16 protein-coding genes and 1 pseudogene are annotated in these 16,834 nt (G+C 66.5%); 9 read left to right on the top strand and 8 right to left on the bottom strand.

The features are described from left to right. Positions 1-336: pseudogene (locus AB0B64_RS56995) on the top strand (hypothetical protein); the annotation flags it as partial. Between the two features lie 108 nt (positions 337-444). Here the strand turns inward: AB0B64_RS56995 and AB0B64_RS56990 are convergent. Beyond that, a complete protein-coding gene (locus AB0B64_RS56990; protein WP_357960847.1) occupies positions 445-1,530 on the bottom strand; it encodes an epoxide hydrolase family protein in 1,086 nt (361 codons plus the stop codon). Positions 1,531-1,643: 113 nt separating this feature from the next. Here AB0B64_RS56990 and AB0B64_RS56985 point away from each other — a divergent pair, with 113 nt between their 5' ends. Then, positions 1,644-2,123 carry a MarR family transcriptional regulator gene (locus AB0B64_RS56985; protein ID WP_357960850.1) on the top strand — a complete coding sequence of 160 codons (480 nt, stop codon included), beginning with the start codon at positions 1,644-1,646 and terminating at the stop codon, positions 2,121-2,123. A 49-nt stretch (positions 2,124-2,172) separates the two neighbouring features. Beyond that, positions 2,173-3,180, top strand: coding sequence for a DUF2332 domain-containing protein (locus tag AB0B64_RS56980; protein WP_358204138.1), 1,008 nt, complete (start codon positions 2,173-2,175; stop codon positions 3,178-3,180). 24 nt (positions 3,181-3,204) lie between these two features. Here AB0B64_RS56980 and AB0B64_RS56975 read toward each other — a convergent pair whose 3' ends face one another. Together AB0B64_RS56975 and AB0B64_RS56970 are read right to left on the bottom strand one after the other, a co-directional pair. After that, positions 3,205-3,435 (bottom strand): DUF397 domain-containing protein, encoded by a 231-nt coding sequence (locus tag AB0B64_RS56975; RefSeq protein ID WP_357960853.1) that lies wholly within the window; start codon positions 3,433-3,435, stop codon positions 3,205-3,207. After that, positions 3,417-3,710: a Scr1 family TA system antitoxin-like transcriptional regulator gene (locus AB0B64_RS56970; RefSeq protein WP_358204131.1), complete on the bottom strand. Its 294-nt coding sequence runs from the start codon at positions 3,708-3,710 to the stop codon at positions 3,417-3,419. Before AB0B64_RS56970 ends, AB0B64_RS56975 begins: the two co-directional genes overlap by 19 nt. Positions 3,711-3,876: 166 nt before the next feature. Between AB0B64_RS56970 and AB0B64_RS56965 the strand changes: the two genes are divergently transcribed. Continuing rightward, positions 3,877-4,209 (top strand): hypothetical protein, encoded by a 333-nt coding sequence (locus tag AB0B64_RS56965; RefSeq protein WP_357960859.1) that lies wholly within the window; start codon positions 3,877-3,879, stop codon positions 4,207-4,209. After that, a complete protein-coding gene (locus AB0B64_RS56960; protein ID WP_358204124.1) occupies positions 4,206-4,484 on the top strand; it encodes a hypothetical protein in 279 nt (92 codons plus the stop codon). Before AB0B64_RS56965 ends, AB0B64_RS56960 begins: the two co-directional genes overlap by 4 nt. Positions 4,485-4,851: 367 nt before the next feature. On the opposite strand, the gene AB0B64_RS56955 is transcribed toward AB0B64_RS56960, so the two are convergent. The 4 genes from AB0B64_RS56955 to AB0B64_RS56940 all read right to left on the bottom strand — a co-directional run bounded on the left by AB0B64_RS56955 (position 4,852) and on the right by AB0B64_RS56940 (position 9,148). Continuing rightward, positions 4,852-5,979, bottom strand: coding sequence for a putative Ig domain-containing protein (locus AB0B64_RS56955; protein WP_358204120.1), 1,128 nt, complete (start codon positions 5,977-5,979; stop codon positions 4,852-4,854). A 77-nt stretch (positions 5,980-6,056) separates the two neighbouring features. Continuing rightward, positions 6,057-7,232 (bottom strand): calcium-binding protein, encoded by a 1,176-nt coding sequence (locus AB0B64_RS56950; RefSeq protein WP_357960868.1) that lies wholly within the window; start codon positions 7,230-7,232, stop codon positions 6,057-6,059. Between the two features lie 510 nt (positions 7,233-7,742). Further along, positions 7,743-8,129 (bottom strand): SCO5389 family protein, encoded by a 387-nt coding sequence (locus AB0B64_RS56945; protein WP_358204113.1) that lies wholly within the window; start codon positions 8,127-8,129, stop codon positions 7,743-7,745. Positions 8,130-8,206: 77 nt separating this feature from the next. Further along, entirely contained in the window at positions 8,207-9,148 is a 942-nt protein-coding gene (locus AB0B64_RS56940) for an ArsA-related P-loop ATPase (RefSeq protein ID WP_358204106.1), read from the bottom strand. A 252-nt stretch (positions 9,149-9,400) separates the two neighbouring features. On the opposite strand from AB0B64_RS56940, the gene AB0B64_RS56935 reads away from it, so the two are divergent. Continuing rightward, complete coding sequence (locus AB0B64_RS56935) at positions 9,401-10,609, top strand: serine hydrolase domain-containing protein (protein WP_358204101.1); 1,209 nt, start codon at positions 9,401-9,403, stop codon at positions 10,607-10,609. Positions 10,610-10,662: 53 nt separating this feature from the next. Here AB0B64_RS56935 and AB0B64_RS56930 read toward each other — a convergent pair whose 3' ends face one another. Next, on the bottom strand, positions 10,663-11,226 hold the full coding sequence (locus AB0B64_RS56930; protein ID WP_357960879.1) for a helix-turn-helix domain-containing protein: 564 nt from the start codon (positions 11,224-11,226) through the stop codon (positions 10,663-10,665). Positions 11,227-11,368: 142 nt separating this feature from the next. Between AB0B64_RS56930 and AB0B64_RS56925 the strand changes: the two genes are divergently transcribed. The 3 genes from AB0B64_RS56925 (at position 11,369) to AB0B64_RS56915 (ending at position 16,756) form a co-directional block, all read left to right on the top strand. After that, on the top strand, positions 11,369-12,526 hold the full coding sequence (locus AB0B64_RS56925; RefSeq protein WP_357961044.1) for an MFS transporter: 1,158 nt from the start codon (positions 11,369-11,371) through the stop codon (positions 12,524-12,526). Positions 12,527-12,559: 33 nt separating this feature from the next. Next, positions 12,560-15,712, top strand: a complete 3,153-nt coding sequence (locus tag AB0B64_RS56920; RefSeq protein ID WP_358204092.1) for an NACHT domain-containing protein — start codon at positions 12,560-12,562, stop codon at positions 15,710-15,712. Between the two features lie 153 nt (positions 15,713-15,865). Next, entirely contained in the window at positions 15,866-16,756 is an 891-nt protein-coding gene (locus AB0B64_RS56915) for a lipase family protein (RefSeq protein WP_358204087.1), read from the top strand. Positions 16,757-16,834 lie beyond the last annotated feature (78 nt).

The following is a 16,834-nucleotide window of genomic DNA, read 5'->3' as shown; positions in this document are numbered from 1 at the left end:
CGCCACCTCATGGAGGAGATCATGAAGTCCGCGTCCACCAAATGGCCGGTCTACAGCCCCTTCGCCCGCGAACACTACGGCCGCGGCAAAGCAGACGGCATTGCCGAAGGCAAGGTCGAAGGCAAGGTCGAAGGCAAAGCAGAGGGCCGAACAGAAGGTAAAGCGGAAGAGGCCGCCAGATCGGTGCTGCTCGTGCTCGCCACCCGCGACTTCAATGTCCCCGACGACATTCGCACCCAGATCACCACCTGCACAGACCTCGCCCAACTCGAAACCTGGCTCACCCGCGCGGTCACCGCCCAGGCCCTCGAAGATCTGTTCAACGAAGTGGGCTGAGTGCCGGGCCGCCTGGTCGGCGCCGGCTCGACTACCCGCTCCCTGCCATGACCTTGATCGGATCCCGGGCTCTGGGCCGGAGTACTAGCGGGTGGCGAGTCGGTAGCCCTACTCAATGCGGGTCAGGAAGAAGTCCCGGACGTCCTCGGCGAGTAGTTCCGGCACCTCCATCGCGGCGAAGTGGCCGCCACGCTCGAACTCCGACCAGTGCCTGATGTCGTACAGTCGCTCGGCCAACGGTCGCACCGACTGCGTGATGTCGTGTGCGAAAACCGCCACGCCGACCGGCACCTGGCACTGCACGGTCCGCCCCCGCGGGGCATCGTGGTGCAGTCGCGCCGAGGAGGCCGCGGTGGCGGTCAGCCAGTACAGCGAGATGTCGGTGAGCATCCGATCGTCGCTGATCTGCGAGCGGGGGTCCGTCCACTGCGCGAAGCGCTCGGCGATCCAGACCAGCTGGCCGACCGGTGAGTCGGTCAGCGCGTAGCCGATGGTCTGGGGGGTGAGAGCCTGCAGAGCCTGGTACGGCGGCCGGTTCGCGATCAGCTGCCTGACCTTGTCCAGCCGAGCTTCGTCCGTTGCGGACAGTTCGACATCGGCATCCGGGTCCGGCCGGGTCGGCAGGTAGTTGACGTGCGCGCCGACGACTTGCTCGGGCGCCACCGCGCCGAGCGCCAGGGAGATGCCCGCGCCGAAGTCGCCGCCCTGCGCGCCGTAACGCTCGTACCCAAGACGGCGCATCAGCTCGGCCCAAGCCCGCGCGATCCGGAAGGCATCCCAGCCGCCCTCGTGTGTCGGCCCGGAGAAGCCGTAACCCGGGATGGACGGAATCACCAGGTGGAAGTCGCGCGACAGCGGCTCGATCACGTCGAGGAACTCCAGGAACGAGCCCGGCCAGCCGTGGGTGAGGATCAGCGCGAGCGCGTCCGGCTTCGCGGACCGGACGTGGACGAAGTGGATGTTCTGGCCCTCGATCTCGGTGGTGAAGTGCGGGAGCTTGTTGAGCTCGGCTTCGTGCTCGCGCCAGTCGTACTTGGTCCGCCAGTGTTCGGCGAGCTCCTTGAGCCGCGCCAGCGGGAAGCCGTAGTCCCACCCGGCGTCGGCGACCTCGTTGGGCCAGCGGGTATGGGCGAGCCGGTCGGTCAGGTCGTCAAGGTCGGCCTGGGGGATGTCGATGCGGAACGGCTTGATCATGTTCTCTGCTCCAGAGGAATTCATTCAGCCGCCGAACGTTCGGACGGCTAACGTTTATGTCCCGAACGATAGCACAATCATTAGTGCCCCGAACGATTCGTTAGACTTGTCACATGGAGAACCCAACCGACGACACGCCCACCCGATGGGAGGGCCTGCCCAGCTGGCTGCTCAGCCAGACCGCCAACCACGCGCACCGCCTGGTGGGCGACGGGTTCTCGGCCGTCGGCGCCCGCGGATACCACTACCGCCTGCTGGCGACGCTGGAGCAGTCCGGCCCGGCCAGCCAGGCCGCGCTGGGCCGCCGTAGCGGCATCCACCTCAGCGACATGGTCGCGACCATCAACGAACTCGCCGACAGCGGACTGGTCGAGCGCGCCCCGGACCCCTCCGACCGGCGACGCAACATCATCTCGCTGACCGCGGCGGGCAAGCGGCAGCTGCGGCGGCTGGAGAAGCGGTTGGCCGAAACCCAGGAAGAGCTACTGGCTCCGCTGTCACCCGAGGAGCGGGGGCGGTTGACCGAGCTGCTGTCCAGGCTGGTGGATCACCACAGCCGGCGAACCGGCACCCCTGAAGAGCCGTGGCGCTGACGGCGGCTCGATCCGCCCCTTGATCGCCGGTTTCAATTAGTCGTGTGGAATGCTGTTCGTCCCAAGGGGAGGGCGGATCTTCGTGCACGGGATGGGCGAAACGAGTACGGCGGAGAGGTACCGAAAGTTCGGGGAGATGGAGGCCCGGGGTCACTCGCCCAGTTACGAGCAGCTATGCATGGGCGTCGGCGCCGACGACAAACTTCTGGCCCTGGTCGATACGCTGCCCGCGGCCAAACGACAACCCAACCTCCTGTTCGGCGCGGTCCGGTTCCTCGGCGGTCCAGTGCATGACTATGAGGCGTTTCGCATCTGGGTGCTCGAGCATTGGGCAGAGGTCAGCTCCGAGATGCTGGCCCGCAGTACCCAAACCAATGAGCCGGGCCGGTGTGCGACGCTGCTGCCGCTTCTGGCGCGCCTGCCGCAGCCACTGGCGTTGATCGAGGTCGGCGCCTCGGCCGGACTGTGCCTTTTCCCGGACCGTTACACCTACCGCTTCGATGACCGACCCGCCCTGGGTCCAGTCGGCCCAGTCATGCTGACCTGCCGGACCAGCGGAGTGGTACCGATCCCGCAGCAAGTGCCGTCGGTGGTGTGGCGGGCCGGGATCGACCTGAACCCCCTCGACGTCGCTGATGCCGATCATCTGCGCTGGCTGGAGGCGCTGGTCTGGCCTGAGCAGCAAGATCGGCTGGTACGGCTACGCGCCGCGACTCAGATCGCGCGTGCCGAACCGCCCCACCTCGTTCAGGGTGATCTGAATGTCACCATCGCCGGCCTGGTTGGACAGGCCCCGCCGGACGCCACGCTGGTCGTGTTCCACAGCGCGGTTCTGGCCTACTTGCCGCAGGACGAACGCGATCGGTTCGTCGAGACGATGCGTGGCTTGCCCGCCCGGTGGATCTCCAACGAGGCGCCGACCGTATTGCCGGGCGTGGCCGCTCGGCTGACCCGTAGCCCGTCGACCGACCGTAGCGCCTTCGTCCTGGCCCTGGACGAAGAGCCGGTCGCTTTCACCGGACCGCACGGGCAGTTCCTGGACTGGTTGCCAGAATGAAACCGATTTGCCGGGGACGGACGGTCAGCCTAACTGGTCGAACTCGCCGTCCTTGACGCCGCCTAGGAAGGCTCTCCACTCGCTGGGCGTGAAGATAAGTGCGGGGCCGCCCCGGTTCTTACTGTCGCGGACGGCGACGATTCCGGGGAGATTAGTAGCAACCTCAACGCAGTTCCCGCCCCCGTTGCCACTGCGGGAACTCTTCCTCCACACAGCCCCGGTGAGCTCTGTAGTGGTCAGGTTTTTGCGGTCCATTGCTCAGCCGCTTCCTTGATCATGTCGAGCGATTCGCCTGGCCGGTAGGCCTCTGCCCTGAGTCTGTCATAACGGCCCCAGATCAGTGAAACGAGTTCATGCTCGGCCGATACTTCGCCTTTGCCTGCGGACTCCACGGACACCGTGGTTGGCGCATCGAGAAGCTCTCCGATGACAAAGCTGGACATCAGCCCATCCGTGCAAGGGTTGTCGGCGGGGACGATCTGCACTGTCACGTTGTGGCGGTCAGCAGCGGTGGCTAGATATCTGAGCACGCTATCCACATTCAGCTACGTCCTATGCATCTTTCTGTCGGCAGACTGTCCATCCATCTCGCGTGCAGCCCACCCACTTCTACCGGCACTCTGAGCTTAACAAGCTATTTCTGTAAGTGGGATCGTGACAAGAATCCGACATTTTGCCCATCGCAATGGAGTCAAAATGACAAAAGAGATCTTGAGGAGTCTGCGGCCTCGAAGTGACGGCGGTGATCGCGTGGACGGTTTCTCGTTCGATACGCAAGAGCAGTTCGTTTGGCTATGGCAGCTCGGGTTGGGGCTGACGGATCTCGGCGAGAACGTCGCCGTCGATCTTCGGCGCGGGAAGTGTCCGGTGCTGCTGGTGATTTATCGGCCTTTTCCGCTACGGGTACGAGCGAAGCTATACAAAGGCGAGCCGGTCTTCGCGTGGGGCTGGATGCCTTGGTGTCGAATGCCGGTGCTGGAAGACGCGGCGGTGTCGGCGGAACGGCTGCTCAAGCTGGTGGCCCGGTGAATATCTGGGGCGCGGATCAGGACGGCTTCTTCGTGTGGGGTGCCACAGACAGCCACGGGCGTGGCTCAGGTGGAGTCGCCGGGACTGGTCTGAAAGCCGCCTCACAGTTGTACGACGCGATCAGCGCTCTGGAGGGCGACGCGGTCGGTTCCATGAACGTGGTCCATCTCGACCGCTACGCGCGTCAACCGTCCTACATCTACGGGCCCGTAGTCCTGCGCATCCGCCGAGACAAGGCGACGGGCGAAATCAACCTCAGCCCCGGTGACAACTGACGCACCCAAAGCCGCCCGGTGTCCCGTGTCCTCGTCTCGGGCTGGCGACCCCGTACTGACCTTGGCCCCGCACGGGGTCGCGGACGCTCCAGGCAGATCTGCTGCTGGGTCGCGGATGTGTCTTTCGTGCTCGACCAGCTGACCGGCGCGCACCCGAAGAAGGGCGCCGGTCCGGTCTATACGGCGAAAATCGCCACCGTCCTGGCCCGGCGCAGCCTGCTACCGGGATGACGGCCGGTGGTCCGGCGTTCATGTGCTGCTGGATCTGGCAGGGACAGGGCTCTAGGCGAGCCCCATCCCCTTAGATCAGAAACGGTTTCTCAGGTAGCCGAGCTGCGCGTAATTCGCCGCGAAAGCCCGGAGCCACCTAGAGACGTATTGACCAGCGGTCGATTCGGCCCACGTTGCCGCTGGCACGGTCCCGCACCCGCAGTCTCCACGTCCCGTCGGCGACCGAGAAGGACAGGTTCTCCGTGAAGCTCTTGTGAAGGTCTTCCGTATAGCCGCCGGTCTGGTTGTGCAGCACGATGGTGCGACTGCCGTCCGCCGACACCAGCATCACCTCCAGATCCGAGATCCTGGGGTGGATGATGTGCACCTCTACCGTCGCCGTCGCCGAGGCTTTGCCCGGGCAGCCCTGGATGGCGATGTATGACTCCACAGGAGGGATCTGGAATTCGGGGATCGCCACATCGGTGTCGTTCGTGCCTGAGCAGCCCGCTGTGGGCACCGGGCTGACCATCCAGCTGTACGACGTGCTACCTGAACGGGGCAGGCTGGTCGAGTCGGTCGCCACTACTTTCACAGTGAACGACCCCGCCGTGGTCGGAGTCCCGGAGATCGCACCCGTCTTGGCATTGATCGACAGGCCAGGGGGCAGGCCCGTCGCCGACCAGGTGTATGGCGCCTTCCCGTCCAAAGTCGGGTGGTTCACCGGCGGGATCGCGGTACCCACCACACTGGCCTGGGGGCCCGAGTTACGCACCTCAAGGCCGTCGGCCGGCACCCACTCCCATTGGGTCACCTCGCCGTTTCGGCCGCTGGTCATGTGGACGCCGCCGGCCTGGCCGGCATTGATGTAGTCGCTGGTTGCGTAATTTGATATTTCGGCCCACGTCCGGCTCCCATGACCGATGATGGACCATCTCATACCGGGCTGATTCGGTGAGTCGCTGCAGTCACGTAAATTTATTGAACTGTAGGAGGCATTCAGACATTTGAAGCCGTCGTACGTCTGCAGGCGGAAGCTCCCGTTCGTCACTTTATCGAACTTCCACTTGGTATTCTTGGAGCCGCATTTCGCCACCAAGGCCTTGGTGGCGTCGTAGGCGAGGCAATTGTTGGTGCCGTGAACTCGAAGATAATTCACGTACTCGGTCGGGATGTCGGCCATTGCCGCTCCCGGAGCCGACAGGCCACCCGCGAGCGCTGCCATGGTCATCGCCGCGCCGATCGCCGCACGCCGCAGCAGCAGCAGCTTTCCTGGCTTTTTCATTCAAGGCCCTTCTGATAGTTATGAATCGGCTTCCCGATCACTGAGCGAGTATCGGTGACCTCGGTCCGAGATCCTGGCTAGGGAAGCTTGGCCTCGCATTTGTCCTGATCTTCGTACTCCACCGACCGGCAGCTATCGGCCCCCGTGTCGTAGGTGTATTCGTGGGCGTGGTCGATGCCTCTGTCACCGACGAGCAGATCGCCGTCCGCGCCGCCGTACAAATGGTCATTGCCATATGTCATGCCGGTGTCGTTGTAGTCGCCGTAGAGCTTGTCCACGCCGGACCCGCCGTACAAATAGTCCTGGCCGCCGTGGCCGTATATCACGTCGCCCCCGCCGGGGCCGCCGTTCAGCGTATTGTCCCCGTCGTTGCCGACGAGGACGTCGGCCTTGTATCCGCCGAAAATATCTTCCACATCGTTCGGGATGTTTTCCTGTTCGCCGGCGATGCCGTCGTCGGCGACGCCATTCAGGGATGCCTTCACCGGCTCCCCCTTTTCCGCGTAGCTCACCACGTCCTGACCGCTGCCGCCGGCGTATGTGTCGACGCCGACCCCGCCTCGCAGATCGTCGTTGCCCGGGCCTCCGGTCAGGCTGTCGTTGCCGTCCGAGCCCTCCAGCAGGTCGCCACCGTCCGCGCATTCCTGTGCGCAGCCGCCGAAGAGCTGGTCGTTGCCGGTGTCCGGCTTTCCGCGGTTCGTGGCCAGGTCGTCCGGGCTGAGACCACCATTGATCCACTGCACTCCGGGGCCGCCGTAAATGACGTCGTTCCCGGAGCCGCCGTAAAGGCGGGCGTGCGTCCTACTGCTCGTGGGTAGCAGGTTGATGATGGTATCGGCGCCTTCGTGGCCGTCGACGTCCAATCCCGTGGGAGTGCCGCTTCGCCCGCATTCAACTTCGTTGGCGGTGACGGCGATGCAGTCGCCGAGCGGCATTATGGGGTAGTTCTCATCGGCGACACGCACCCGGCCGTAGGCGGCCGGGGTGATGGTGATGCGGTTGGCTCCGTAACTTCCATCGATATTCAGCGTGGTCCCGACCACGCCGGCATAGCCTGCGGCTGGATCGGTGTCGGCCCTCGCTACGGCCGGTGAGACTAACACCATGCCAGATAGCAGCGCCGCAGCGCCGATCCATGGCATCCTCTTCCGTGTACCGCGCTTCGCCGTACGAACTGCCTGTTCCCGTGTGTTCGCGGCGGTTTTTCTCTTCGCCGGCGAGCCGAAAGGTGCTGCGGGGACGATCTGATTCACGTGAGCTCCGATTCTATGACGGGCGATGCGGGCGCGGCGGATGGCAAGCTCAGCGTTTGATGGTCGTTCGGCAGCGGTGTTCCGACCACGAGCATGCGTCGCCTGCTGCGACGAATTCGAGGGCAATATTTACCCGAAATACTGGTCTGGTCAGCCGATCACACGGGCCGCAATTTCGCTGAGTTGGGCGTCGCGCCGCCTCATGACCACTGGCGTCGTCACGACACTCACACACTCGGGCATCGCTTCTCCTATTTGGCCACGGCCGATGAGGGAAGGAGGTTATGGGGCCGCTCTTCCGTTCCTCTTCCGCTCCGGTTCCGTACCGTTGACCATTGCGCCTGCCGGCCACCGGGCCGGTGCGCGTGTCCTCGTCCTTCCCGGCGGATCAGGCTGGCGGCTCGTATCGGCCTTGGCTCGGTAGGAGGTCATCAGCCAGGCGCAAGAGGTCACCAGCCGGGCGCAAATGGAAAGTGGCGGGCCGGGAGAACCGGCCCGCCACAGGGGGAATCAGCAGTCCACCAGTTCGGGTTTCTGGTTGAGGATCTGCGCGCGCGGCGTGACGAACTCTCGCCATGCGTCCGCGGCCGACGGAACGAACACCGCCACCCGGTGGCAGTTCTGGAAGGCCAGGCGGACGCCGAAGTGGCGCTCCAGCGCCCCCCGCATCGCGTCACTGGCCAGGCAGCGCAGGAGTTGGCCGCGGGCCTCCTCGGACGGCGGCGGCACCTGGTTGTCGGCGAAGTCGGCGCCGGTCCTGTCGCGGTCCTGGACCAGCTCGCTGATCACCGACCAGGCGTACGGCAGGGAGTCGCGGACGCAGGCGATGAACGCCGCGTCGTCGACCTCGCCGGCTCTGGCCTGATCGAGTAGATCATTCGGAACGGTCAGCGACATGCTGTCTCCTCTCAACGGGGATTGATGCGAACGCTAGGCGGGCTCGGCAAGAGCTTCCAGATGACCGGAGGGGATAGTCATGTGGTCGCTCGGCCGCCGTAGACGAACTCCGGGTCGATCTGGTCGGCCAGGTCGAGGCCGGTCTTGGCGTTGGCCCAGGAGCGGGCGTTGCGCAGGTGGAACTCCTCGGTCTGGCGGCCGAAGCGGGCCCAGTCCTTGTCCTGCGCGTCGAGGTGCTTGCGCAGGATGGCCAGCGCGTCGGCGTTGGCGGGCTCGAGGTCGTCGAGGGAGAAGCGGTGGCCCTGCTCCATCGCGCGTATGGCGGAGGAGTGCTCCATCCAGGTGAGCAGGTCGTCGCCCACCTGGCTGTGCAGGAAGTCGACGTCGGACGGGTTGTGCACCTTGTTGCCGATCACGGCCAGCGGCACGTCGTAGTCGGCCGCGTAGTCGCGGTATTGCCGGTAGACGCTGACGCCCTGCCTGGTCGGCTCCGCGACGAGGAACGTCAGGTCGAAGCGGGTGAACAGGCCGGAGGCGAAGGAGTCGGACCCCGCGGTCATGTCGACCACCACGTATTCGCCCGCGCCGTCCACCAGGTGGTTGAGCAGCAGCTCGACGGCCCCGATCTTGGAGTGGTAGCAGGCCACGCCGAGGTCGTCCTCGCTGAAGGGGCCGGTGGCCATCAGCCGCATGCCCTCGGGCGTGGTGACCGCGAACTCGCTGGTCGCCAGGTCCTTGAAGCTCAGCAACCGGGAGCCGCGCCCCGGCGGGGTCGTCTTGACCATGGCCTGGGCCGAGGGGATGCGCGGGTTGTCACCGCGCAGCAGCTCCTTGATCTCGGTGAGCCGGGAGCCCAGCGCCTCCGGCGGGTCCTCGACGCCGAGCACCAGCGCCAGGTGCTGGTTGATGTCGGCGTCCACGATGACCACCGGGCCGCCCTGGCTCGCCAGGTATCTCGCGAACAGCGCCGACATCGTCGTCTTGCCGCTGCCGCCCTTGCCGACGAACGCCACTTTCATAAGCGCCCTCCTGTTGGTTATGAAAACCGTTACCATTTCTGGTCGCGCTCATCTTGCCACACTGAGTGCGTGCATGACGATGAATTGGCGCAGGTCGCGGGATTGAGCGAGCCGGGCGAGCGGGGCGACGAGCCGGCGCGGGCGTAGGGCTGCGTGAGGCGGGCAAGTGGGATGAGGCCCGCGCTCGGCTTTCGCCGGTGTCACAGGGCGTGGAAACGGCCGGGAAACAGGCCGCCGAGTTCGATCACCTTCATGACCGCGAACCAACCGTCACGACGTACCGCGATCGGCCTGCTGGGGGCGGCGCCCCTCGCCACGGGAGCCGCTCGTGCGCAAGCGCTCCGCATCCCCGACGCCGTCCGGCCCGGAGGATCCTTCGACAAGCACATCGCCCAGCTCGCCGCCGACGACAAGTTCTCCGGAACCGTGCTGATCAGCTATCGAGGCAAGCCCGTACTGTCGCGTGCCTACGGCATGGCCGACAAGGAAAAATCCATCCCCAACCGGGTGGACACCATCTATCCGCTGGCCTCGGCGTCCAAGCCGTTCACCGGCCTGGCCATCGTGCAGCTCGCGCAACAGGGCAAGCTGAAGTTCCACGAGAAGCTGGGCGCCTATCTCGATGGCTACCCGGCCGAGACGGCGGACACCGTCACCGTCCACAACCTGCTCACCCACACCTGCGGCCTGGGCGATCCCACCCGCGACGACGACATTTCCACGACGGTTCACTACAGCATCGCCGAGCAACTCGCCGCCATGAGAAAGCGCCTCCAGTCACAGAAACCCGCCTTCCCTCCCGGCGTCAAACACCAGTACAGCTCCGCCGGTTACGAGGTCCTCGGCGAGATCGTCGCCCGGGTGTCGGGGCAGACCTTCTGGGACTATGTCCGCGACCACATCTTCCGCCCGGCCGGCATGACCGACTCCCTTTACTACGTCCGCCCCCAATGGCTGGCCAGCGAGCGTTTCGCGCACCCGTACATGTACCAGAGCGACGGCTCCCGCATCGACGGCCTCCGCAACCTCGACAAGGGCGGCTCGCGAGGCGTCGCGGGAACCAATTCAGCGCGCAGCTACATCGGCACAGGAGGCGGGAATGGCTTCTCCACGGCACCTGACCTGGTCCGTTTCGCGCATGCCCTGCTGAGCCACAAGCTGCTCAACCCGGCCTACACCGCCCTCTACGTGAGCGGGAAATTCCCACCAGCTCCTCTCGCAGGCAGCCCGCCCCGCCCCGGGGGATACGAGTCCCTCATGGCGTACGGCCCCATCTCCGGCATTTTCCACGACCAGCGGGTGATAAGTCACGGCGGCGGAATAGCGGGTGGCAACACCAACTGGTCGGTCTACCTCGACATGAACTGGACCTCGGCCATTCTCTGCAATTACGACCTCGACCCCGCCGACTTCGCCGCGATCATCGACCTGGAAAGACGGGCCATCACCGGTGTGACGTGATGGATCATGGCAGCTAAAGGGCATGGACGCGCGGACCCCGTACCACCGTCGTTTCAGCGGGGACGGAGGCCGTCGAGTGCGACCTCGATGTACCGCCGCCAATCGCCCGCGGCGTTGCGGATGACTGCCGCCAAACCGCAGATGACCATGTTGACGTCCCCGGTCGTCACGTCCTGGCCGACCGTGCCGCGCGTCCGCGCCCGGTCGATCAGCTCCGCGACGATGGCGAGCAGCGCCTCGCGGGTCTCGTCACGCGGCTCGGCCGTGCCCATGGCCTTCTCGATGACCTCGGACATGCCGCGATCGTCGGCCAGCACCTCGCCCACATGGCGCAGGAACTCGGCCAAGCCGTGAGCCGGATCGTCCGTGTCGGCGAGCCGGCGTGCGGCGGCGATGAGGTCGGCGGCCCGGTGCTCGGCGATGGCCTCGATCAGGGCCTCCCGGGTGGGGAACTTGCGGTAGAGGGTCCCGATGCCGACGCCCGCCGCCCGTGCGATCTCCGACATCTGCACGTCGTAGCCGGACTCGGCGAACAACGCGCGAGCCGCCTCCAGGACGAGGTCTCGATTGCGCTCGGCGTCGGTACGCGTCTTGCGGCGGGTCTGCGGAGTTGACATCCCAAACGATCCTCTGCCTAGACTTCATGCGGAATCCGGATTCCTCATTCCGTATTATGCATGAGAGGTCAACACCATGGCGGCGTTCTCATCAGGTTCAAGGCGGTCGACCGGGCAGGCCCTACTGGTGTGGGGGTTGCTGGTGGTGGCGGCGAACCTTCGGCCGAGCTTGACCGGTGTCGGGCCGTTGCTGGATCACGTGCAGGCCGATCTGGAGTTGGCTCCGGCCGTGGCGGGTCTGCTGAGCACGCTGCCATTGCTGGCGTTCGCCGCGATGTCGCCGATGGTTCCGCGACTGGCGGCGCGGTGGGGACCCGAGCGGCTTCTCTGGGGCGCACTCGTGGTGCTGACGCTCGGGATCGCGGTCCGGTGGGTACCGACGGCAATCGGGCTGTTCGCGGGAACCGTGCTGATCGGGGCGGGCATCGCCGTGGGCAACGTGCTGCTGCCGAGCCTGATCAAGCGCGATTTCCCGACCAAGGTGGGACTGATGACCAGCGCGTACGCCACTGTGATGGGGGTTGTCGCCGCGGTGGCCTCCGGGGTGGCGGTGCCGATCAGCCAGGTCGCCCCTGGCGGTTGGTACACCGCGTTGGGTTGCTGGATCGTGCTCGCGCTGGTGGCCGTCGTGCTGTGGTTCCCACAGGTGCGGACTTCGCGGCGGCCTGCCTCGGAGGCGATTCGCAGGCACCGGTTGCCATGGGGATCGGCGCTGGCGTGGGCGGTCACGGCGTTCATGGGATTGCAGTCGCTGGGCTTCTATGTCGTCGTGACGTGGTTGCCGCAGGTGTTCCAGGACAGCGGAGTAAGTGCGGCCGCGGCGGGATGGCTGCTGTTCGTGTTCCAGGCGGTCGCGGTGCTGACCAGCCTGGCGGTGCCCGCCGCGCTGCGATGGGCACGTGACCAGCGTGCGGTGGCGATGGTGAGCTCAGCGGTTGTGCTTGCCGGTTACCTGGGACTTTTGGTGGCGCCGGGATGGGCGTTGCTGTGGAGCGTCGTCCTCGGGCTGGGTGGCGGAGCCTGCCTGGTGCTCGCCTTGGCCTTCCTCAGCCTGCGTGCCAAGGACGCGACCATGGCGGGCGCGTTGTCGGCGATGGCGCAGTCGATCGGTTACCTGCTGGCCGCCGCCGGGCCGGTGATTTTCGGGCTGCTCCACAGCGTCAGTTCCGGGTGGCACGCACCGATCATTCTGATGTGCGGCGCTGCGACCGGCCAGGTGATCGTCGCGATGGTGGCCGGCCGAGGCACGGTGTCGTCGGCCGACGGCCAGGCACCTCACAGGAGTACTGGACTCTGTTGATCCAGGCGGGCTTCAGCCCTGATCCTTGTGTACATGGAGGGTCGTGGGGCGGTGTCGCGGGTCACGCTGGCGGCCGCGGGCGTCGCGCTGGGCCTGGTGAGCAACATGGCGACCGGCACCGTCGAAGTGGACGCGTGGTGGTGGAAGCCGTTCACCTGGGGCCTGACCGGCCTGTTCGGCCTGGTCGTCGTGATGGGCGCACTTGGCGGGAGGAAGGTCGCCGAGGTCACGCCGGTGGAGCCCGCGCTCGCCATGCTCAGGAAGATAGTGAGCGATCAGTGGCGCAACGAGGCCACCCGGGTGCTGGGGCTGGGGCTGGACCCGATGCCCGTACGGTGGAACCTGCGCGACAAGGTGCGCTTCATCGACGGCCCGCGCATCGGAGGGAAGATCACCTGGTCGGGATCGGGTGACCAGATCGAAGAGCTGGCCGACCGGTTCCGCGCGTCAGGCCGCCGCCTGGTCGTGCTGGGCGGCCCCGGCGCCGGCAAGACGACGCTGGCGATCCAGCTCGTACGCGAGTTGCTGAAGAGCCAGGACGGCTCGGTGCCGGTGTTGCTGACGATGAACGGCTGGGACGTCAAGGAGTATCCGTACTTCGAGGATTGGCTGGTCGACCGGCTGGAGCAGACCTATCAGGCGCTCCCCGCGTACGGCAAGGACATGGCGCGCCGGCTCTTCCGCGACGGCAAGATCGTGCCGGTCCTCGACGGGCTGGACGAGATGCCGGCCGCCTCGTTACCCGGGGCGCTGGCCGAGCTCAACCAGGCGCTCCCCCCGGAGACCCAGCTCGTCCTCACCAGCCGCACCGCCGAGTACATCGCCGCGGCGCAGGCGCTGGGCCGGGCCGCCGTGGTCGAGGCGGAGCCCATGTCGGCCGCTGCCGCCGCCGACTACCTGGACGGCATCCTCGCAGGGACCGCTCCGCATCCCGGTTGGGAACGTCTGCTCGACCGGCTACTCGAGGACGGGCCGACGCCGCTGTCCGAGACCGTGTCCAGCCCTTTGGGGCTGTGGCTGCTGCGCACCGTCTACGGACCGGCCGCCGATCCGTCCCGGCTGCTCGACCCCGCCCGCTTCGCCACCGCGGCCGAGCTGCGTGCCCACCTGTTCGACCGGCTCGTCCCGGCGCTCATCGAGGCCCGGCCTCCCGCGCGGAAGGACGAGGCCGACCTGTTCCGGCCGAGCCGCGTCTACCAGCCCGAACAGGTCACCCAATGGCTCAGCTACCTGGCCACACTGCTCGACCGCACCCCCGTCGAGGCCGAGGCCGTACCTCTGGGCGGCAAGAGCATCGGGGTCAGGGACTTCGCCTGGTGGCGGCTCGCGGCCTTGACCATGCGCCGGTCGCCCCCGGGGCCAGGGGTCACGCTCTTGGTACTGGTGGCGAGCGCGGCATGGGGAGGGGTGCTCGTCACCCTGGCGTTGGACGACTTCACCTGGTGGTACCTCGTCGGTGGCCTGGGGATCATCACCATGTATCGGGAAAGGTCCGGCGACCCGTCTTGGGCGCATGACCGGCCCGGCTACGCCGACCTGCGGATCAGGCGGCGGATCTTCCCACTGCTCAACAAGCTGCTGTCCGGCTTCTCGATCGCGAGCGGGATAGCGCTCGGGTCCGCGCTGCTGGGCGGCGTCGTGCAGGCGGTGGTCAATCTCGTCGCGGGCGACGCGGTCACAGACGGGCTGGTGGGGGCCTTCGCCGTGGCGGTGGTGTTCGGGCCGGGGATGCTCCTCGTCTTCATGACGGACGCGGTGGCCGAGTGGGCCGAGATTCCGGTGATGGACGGGCAGGCCAGCACGCCGCTCACGAGCTGGCGCGCGGACCGCAGGCTCAACCGCGTACGGCTGCTCGCCGGAGGAACGCTCGGCGCGGTCATCGGCGCGGCCCTGATCTGGGCGACGGGCGGATCCGCGGGCGAGATGGCGGTCGCGACCCTGGTCGCGGCCATGGCCGGCATGACGTCCGGGCTCGTGTCAGGGCAGCATCACGCCTGGCCGGTCTACGAGCTGGCCGCCTTCCGCCTGGCCCGGCGGGGGCGGCTGCCGCGGCGGTTGATGGCGTTCCTGGACGACGCGCACCGCCTCGGGCTGCTGCGTGCGGTCGGGCCGCTCTACCAGTTCCGGCACGCCGAGTTCCATGACCATCTCGCCGGGCGTGGGACGCCGGTTACCGCCCCCCGGCAGGCCATCACTCCCCGTCCGCCCGTGCCCCACCGCGCCGGTCGGGTGGTCACCCCCGTGCCCTTGCGTACGATCGAGACCCCTCGAAAGGTCCACAACCTCGCGTTCAGCCCGGACGGCACCCGCCTGACCTGGACCGGCGAGGGCACGACCACGCTGGCGGACCTGACCGGCAGCCCCGAGCGCGTCTTCCGTCACAGCGGCCGCCTGATCGCCCGCCTGCTGGACACGGGACCGATAGCGGCGATCAGTCCCGACGGCCGGCTGATCGCCTTCACCAGGGAACGCCTGGGCCTCAGGGACTTCGACGCCACCGCCGGCAAGATCTGGATCGCCGACCTCGCCACCGGCGCCGAGCTCGTGGAGCTCGACAACGACGGCGGCGTACAGGCGATGGCCTTCAGCCCTGACAGCGCCCGCCTGGCCGTCAGCGACACCGAGGCCGCCACTCGCATCTGGGACGTGACGGACGGCACCGAACTCCTGCGCATCGCGCACCTCGGCGGCCCTCCCGGCCTCGCCTTCAGCCCCGACGGAACCCGCCTGGCCACCGCCTCCTCCAGCTCCTGGGGACGCGACCGGACCTGGGAGGCGGAGATCTGGGACTCGGAGACCGGCATAGCGCTGCTGCGGCTGCACGAATCGGATACCGAACTGTTCTCGTGGACGCGTGACGTGGCGTTCAGCCCTGACGGCACCCTGCTGGCCACCGCGGGCTCCGACGCCACCCGCGTCTGGGACGCCGGCTCCGGCGCGGCCCTCGTCACGCTGCGCGAGCAGGCCCGGCGCGTCGCGTTCAGCCCTGATGGCACCCTGCTGGCCGCCGCTGGCTACGGTTCCGACGTCCGGCTCTGGGACGTCGGGGACGGTAGGGAGGTATGGGAGATCCTGCGGATCCCGCACGGCCAGTGGTCCACCGCGGCGGCCTTCAGCCCCGACGGGCACCTGTTCGCCACCATCGCGGAAGACAAGATCATCCAGTTGTGGGAGCTGTCTGGCTGACCTGTCCGACCTTGTACACCTATCGGGTCGCCGGTCTGGATGGACATGGCATGGATAAGCCCAAAACCTATGCACTCATGAGTAGCCCTGAACCGGGGTGGTTAGGTTCACGGCGATCGCAGTCGACCGTCCCGACATCATCAAGGAGCACCGGTGCCCAACGGAAACGAGATGCCACTCAAGGTTCCTCCCGGCTATGACCTGGACATCGCCCGAACCTGTTCTTTCGTCGTCAACGTAGCCTGCGAGATGTGTGAACAATGGAAGGCCGCGGGCAAGCCGAGTGCTCCCACGTTCTCCTGGACGCCCTCGGATAGCTGCCCTGTCACCGGCCCGGCGTTCCCGCTTGACCAGTGGAAATTCCGCGGCCCGTTCTGGAGCAGTTTCACCCCGGTCGTCAAGAAGATCGCGGAACCCTTCGCGATATTCGCTTACGGGCCTGACAGCAGCACCGTGTTCCTGGCCTTTCGCGGGTCCCAGACGGACGACGACTACATCATGGACGGCAAGACCGAGTTGGTGCCCTATGACCCGCCGACAAGCACGCCCATCAGGAACACCCAGGTGGAGAAAGGGTTCAACGACGTCTTCAACGGTTTCGACCAGGGCGCCTTCGCGGCCGAGTTGTCGCAGATCGCCGAGAGCGGCGCAAGGCTCATCGTGACCGGGCACAGCCTCGGTTCGACCCTGGCGACCCTGATCGTTCCGCTGGCCTGCTTCGCGGGAATACCCATCGCGAAGATCCTGCATTGCAACCAGGCCAGCCCCAAGGTCGGGGAGTCGAATTTCAAGGACTACTACAACAGCCTGCGCGTGCAGACGTTCCGGCTGGTGAACTTCTACGACAAGGTGCCGAAGCTGCCGTCGGGGCCGTACGAGGCGGTCGGCGTCGAGGCCCTGTTTGGTGCCGACTACCCGACCGAGGGGGAATGTCACAATCCCTGCTGTTCGTACTCGTACGCCCTGTTCAACCCAGACACGCCCTACAACCAGGGCATTGATACGTGCATGTCGCAGTCGAATCCTGATATGCGCATTCCCTGAAACGCCAGGCATCACATCGCCGACAGATCGACTGCCGTCTCCAGCACCGCATAAGACGTGCTTGAGGCATCGCATCTT

The organism is Nonomuraea sp. NPDC049129, from assembly GCF_040648495.1.
Classification (GTDB): domain Bacteria; phylum Actinomycetota; class Actinomycetes; order Streptosporangiales; family Streptosporangiaceae; genus Nonomuraea.
Note: the sequence above shows the minus strand (reverse complement) of the source record. Positions and strands in the feature narration are given on the sequence as shown.

What these genes read in the sequence shown, in the direction of transcription:
- AB0B64_RS56990 (WP_357960847.1), bottom strand. Translation starts at nt 1,530, where the DNA reads ATGATCAAGCCGTTCCGCATCGACATCCCCCAGGCCGACCTTGACGAC.
- AB0B64_RS56985 (WP_357960850.1), top strand. Translation starts at nt 1,644, where the DNA reads ATGGAGAACCCAACCGACGACACGCCCACCCGATGGGAGGGCCTGCCC.
- AB0B64_RS56980 (WP_358204138.1), top strand. Translation starts at nt 2,173, where the DNA reads ATGCTGTTCGTCCCAAGGGGAGGGCGGATCTTCGTGCACGGGATGGGC.
- AB0B64_RS56975 (WP_357960853.1), bottom strand. Translation starts at nt 3,435, where the DNA reads ATGGACCGCAAAAACCTGACCACTACAGAGCTCACCGGGGCTGTGTGG.
- AB0B64_RS56965 (WP_357960859.1), top strand. Translation starts at nt 3,877, where the DNA reads ATGACAAAAGAGATCTTGAGGAGTCTGCGGCCTCGAAGTGACGGCGGT.
- AB0B64_RS56955 (WP_358204120.1), bottom strand. Translation starts at nt 5,979, where the DNA reads ATGAAAAAGCCAGGAAAGCTGCTGCTGCTGCGGCGTGCGGCGATCGGC.
- AB0B64_RS56945 (WP_358204113.1), bottom strand. Translation starts at nt 8,129, where the DNA reads ATGTCGCTGACCGTTCCGAATGATCTACTCGATCAGGCCAGAGCCGGC.
- AB0B64_RS56940 (WP_358204106.1), bottom strand. Translation starts at nt 9,148, where the DNA reads ATGAAAGTGGCGTTCGTCGGCAAGGGCGGCAGCGGCAAGACGACGATG.
- AB0B64_RS56935 (WP_358204101.1), top strand. Translation starts at nt 9,401, where the DNA reads ATGACCGCGAACCAACCGTCACGACGTACCGCGATCGGCCTGCTGGGG.
- AB0B64_RS56930 (WP_357960879.1), bottom strand. Translation starts at nt 11,226, where the DNA reads ATGTCAACTCCGCAGACCCGCCGCAAGACGCGTACCGACGCCGAGCGC.
- AB0B64_RS56920 (WP_358204092.1), top strand. Translation starts at nt 12,560, where the DNA reads ATGGAGGGTCGTGGGGCGGTGTCGCGGGTCACGCTGGCGGCCGCGGGC.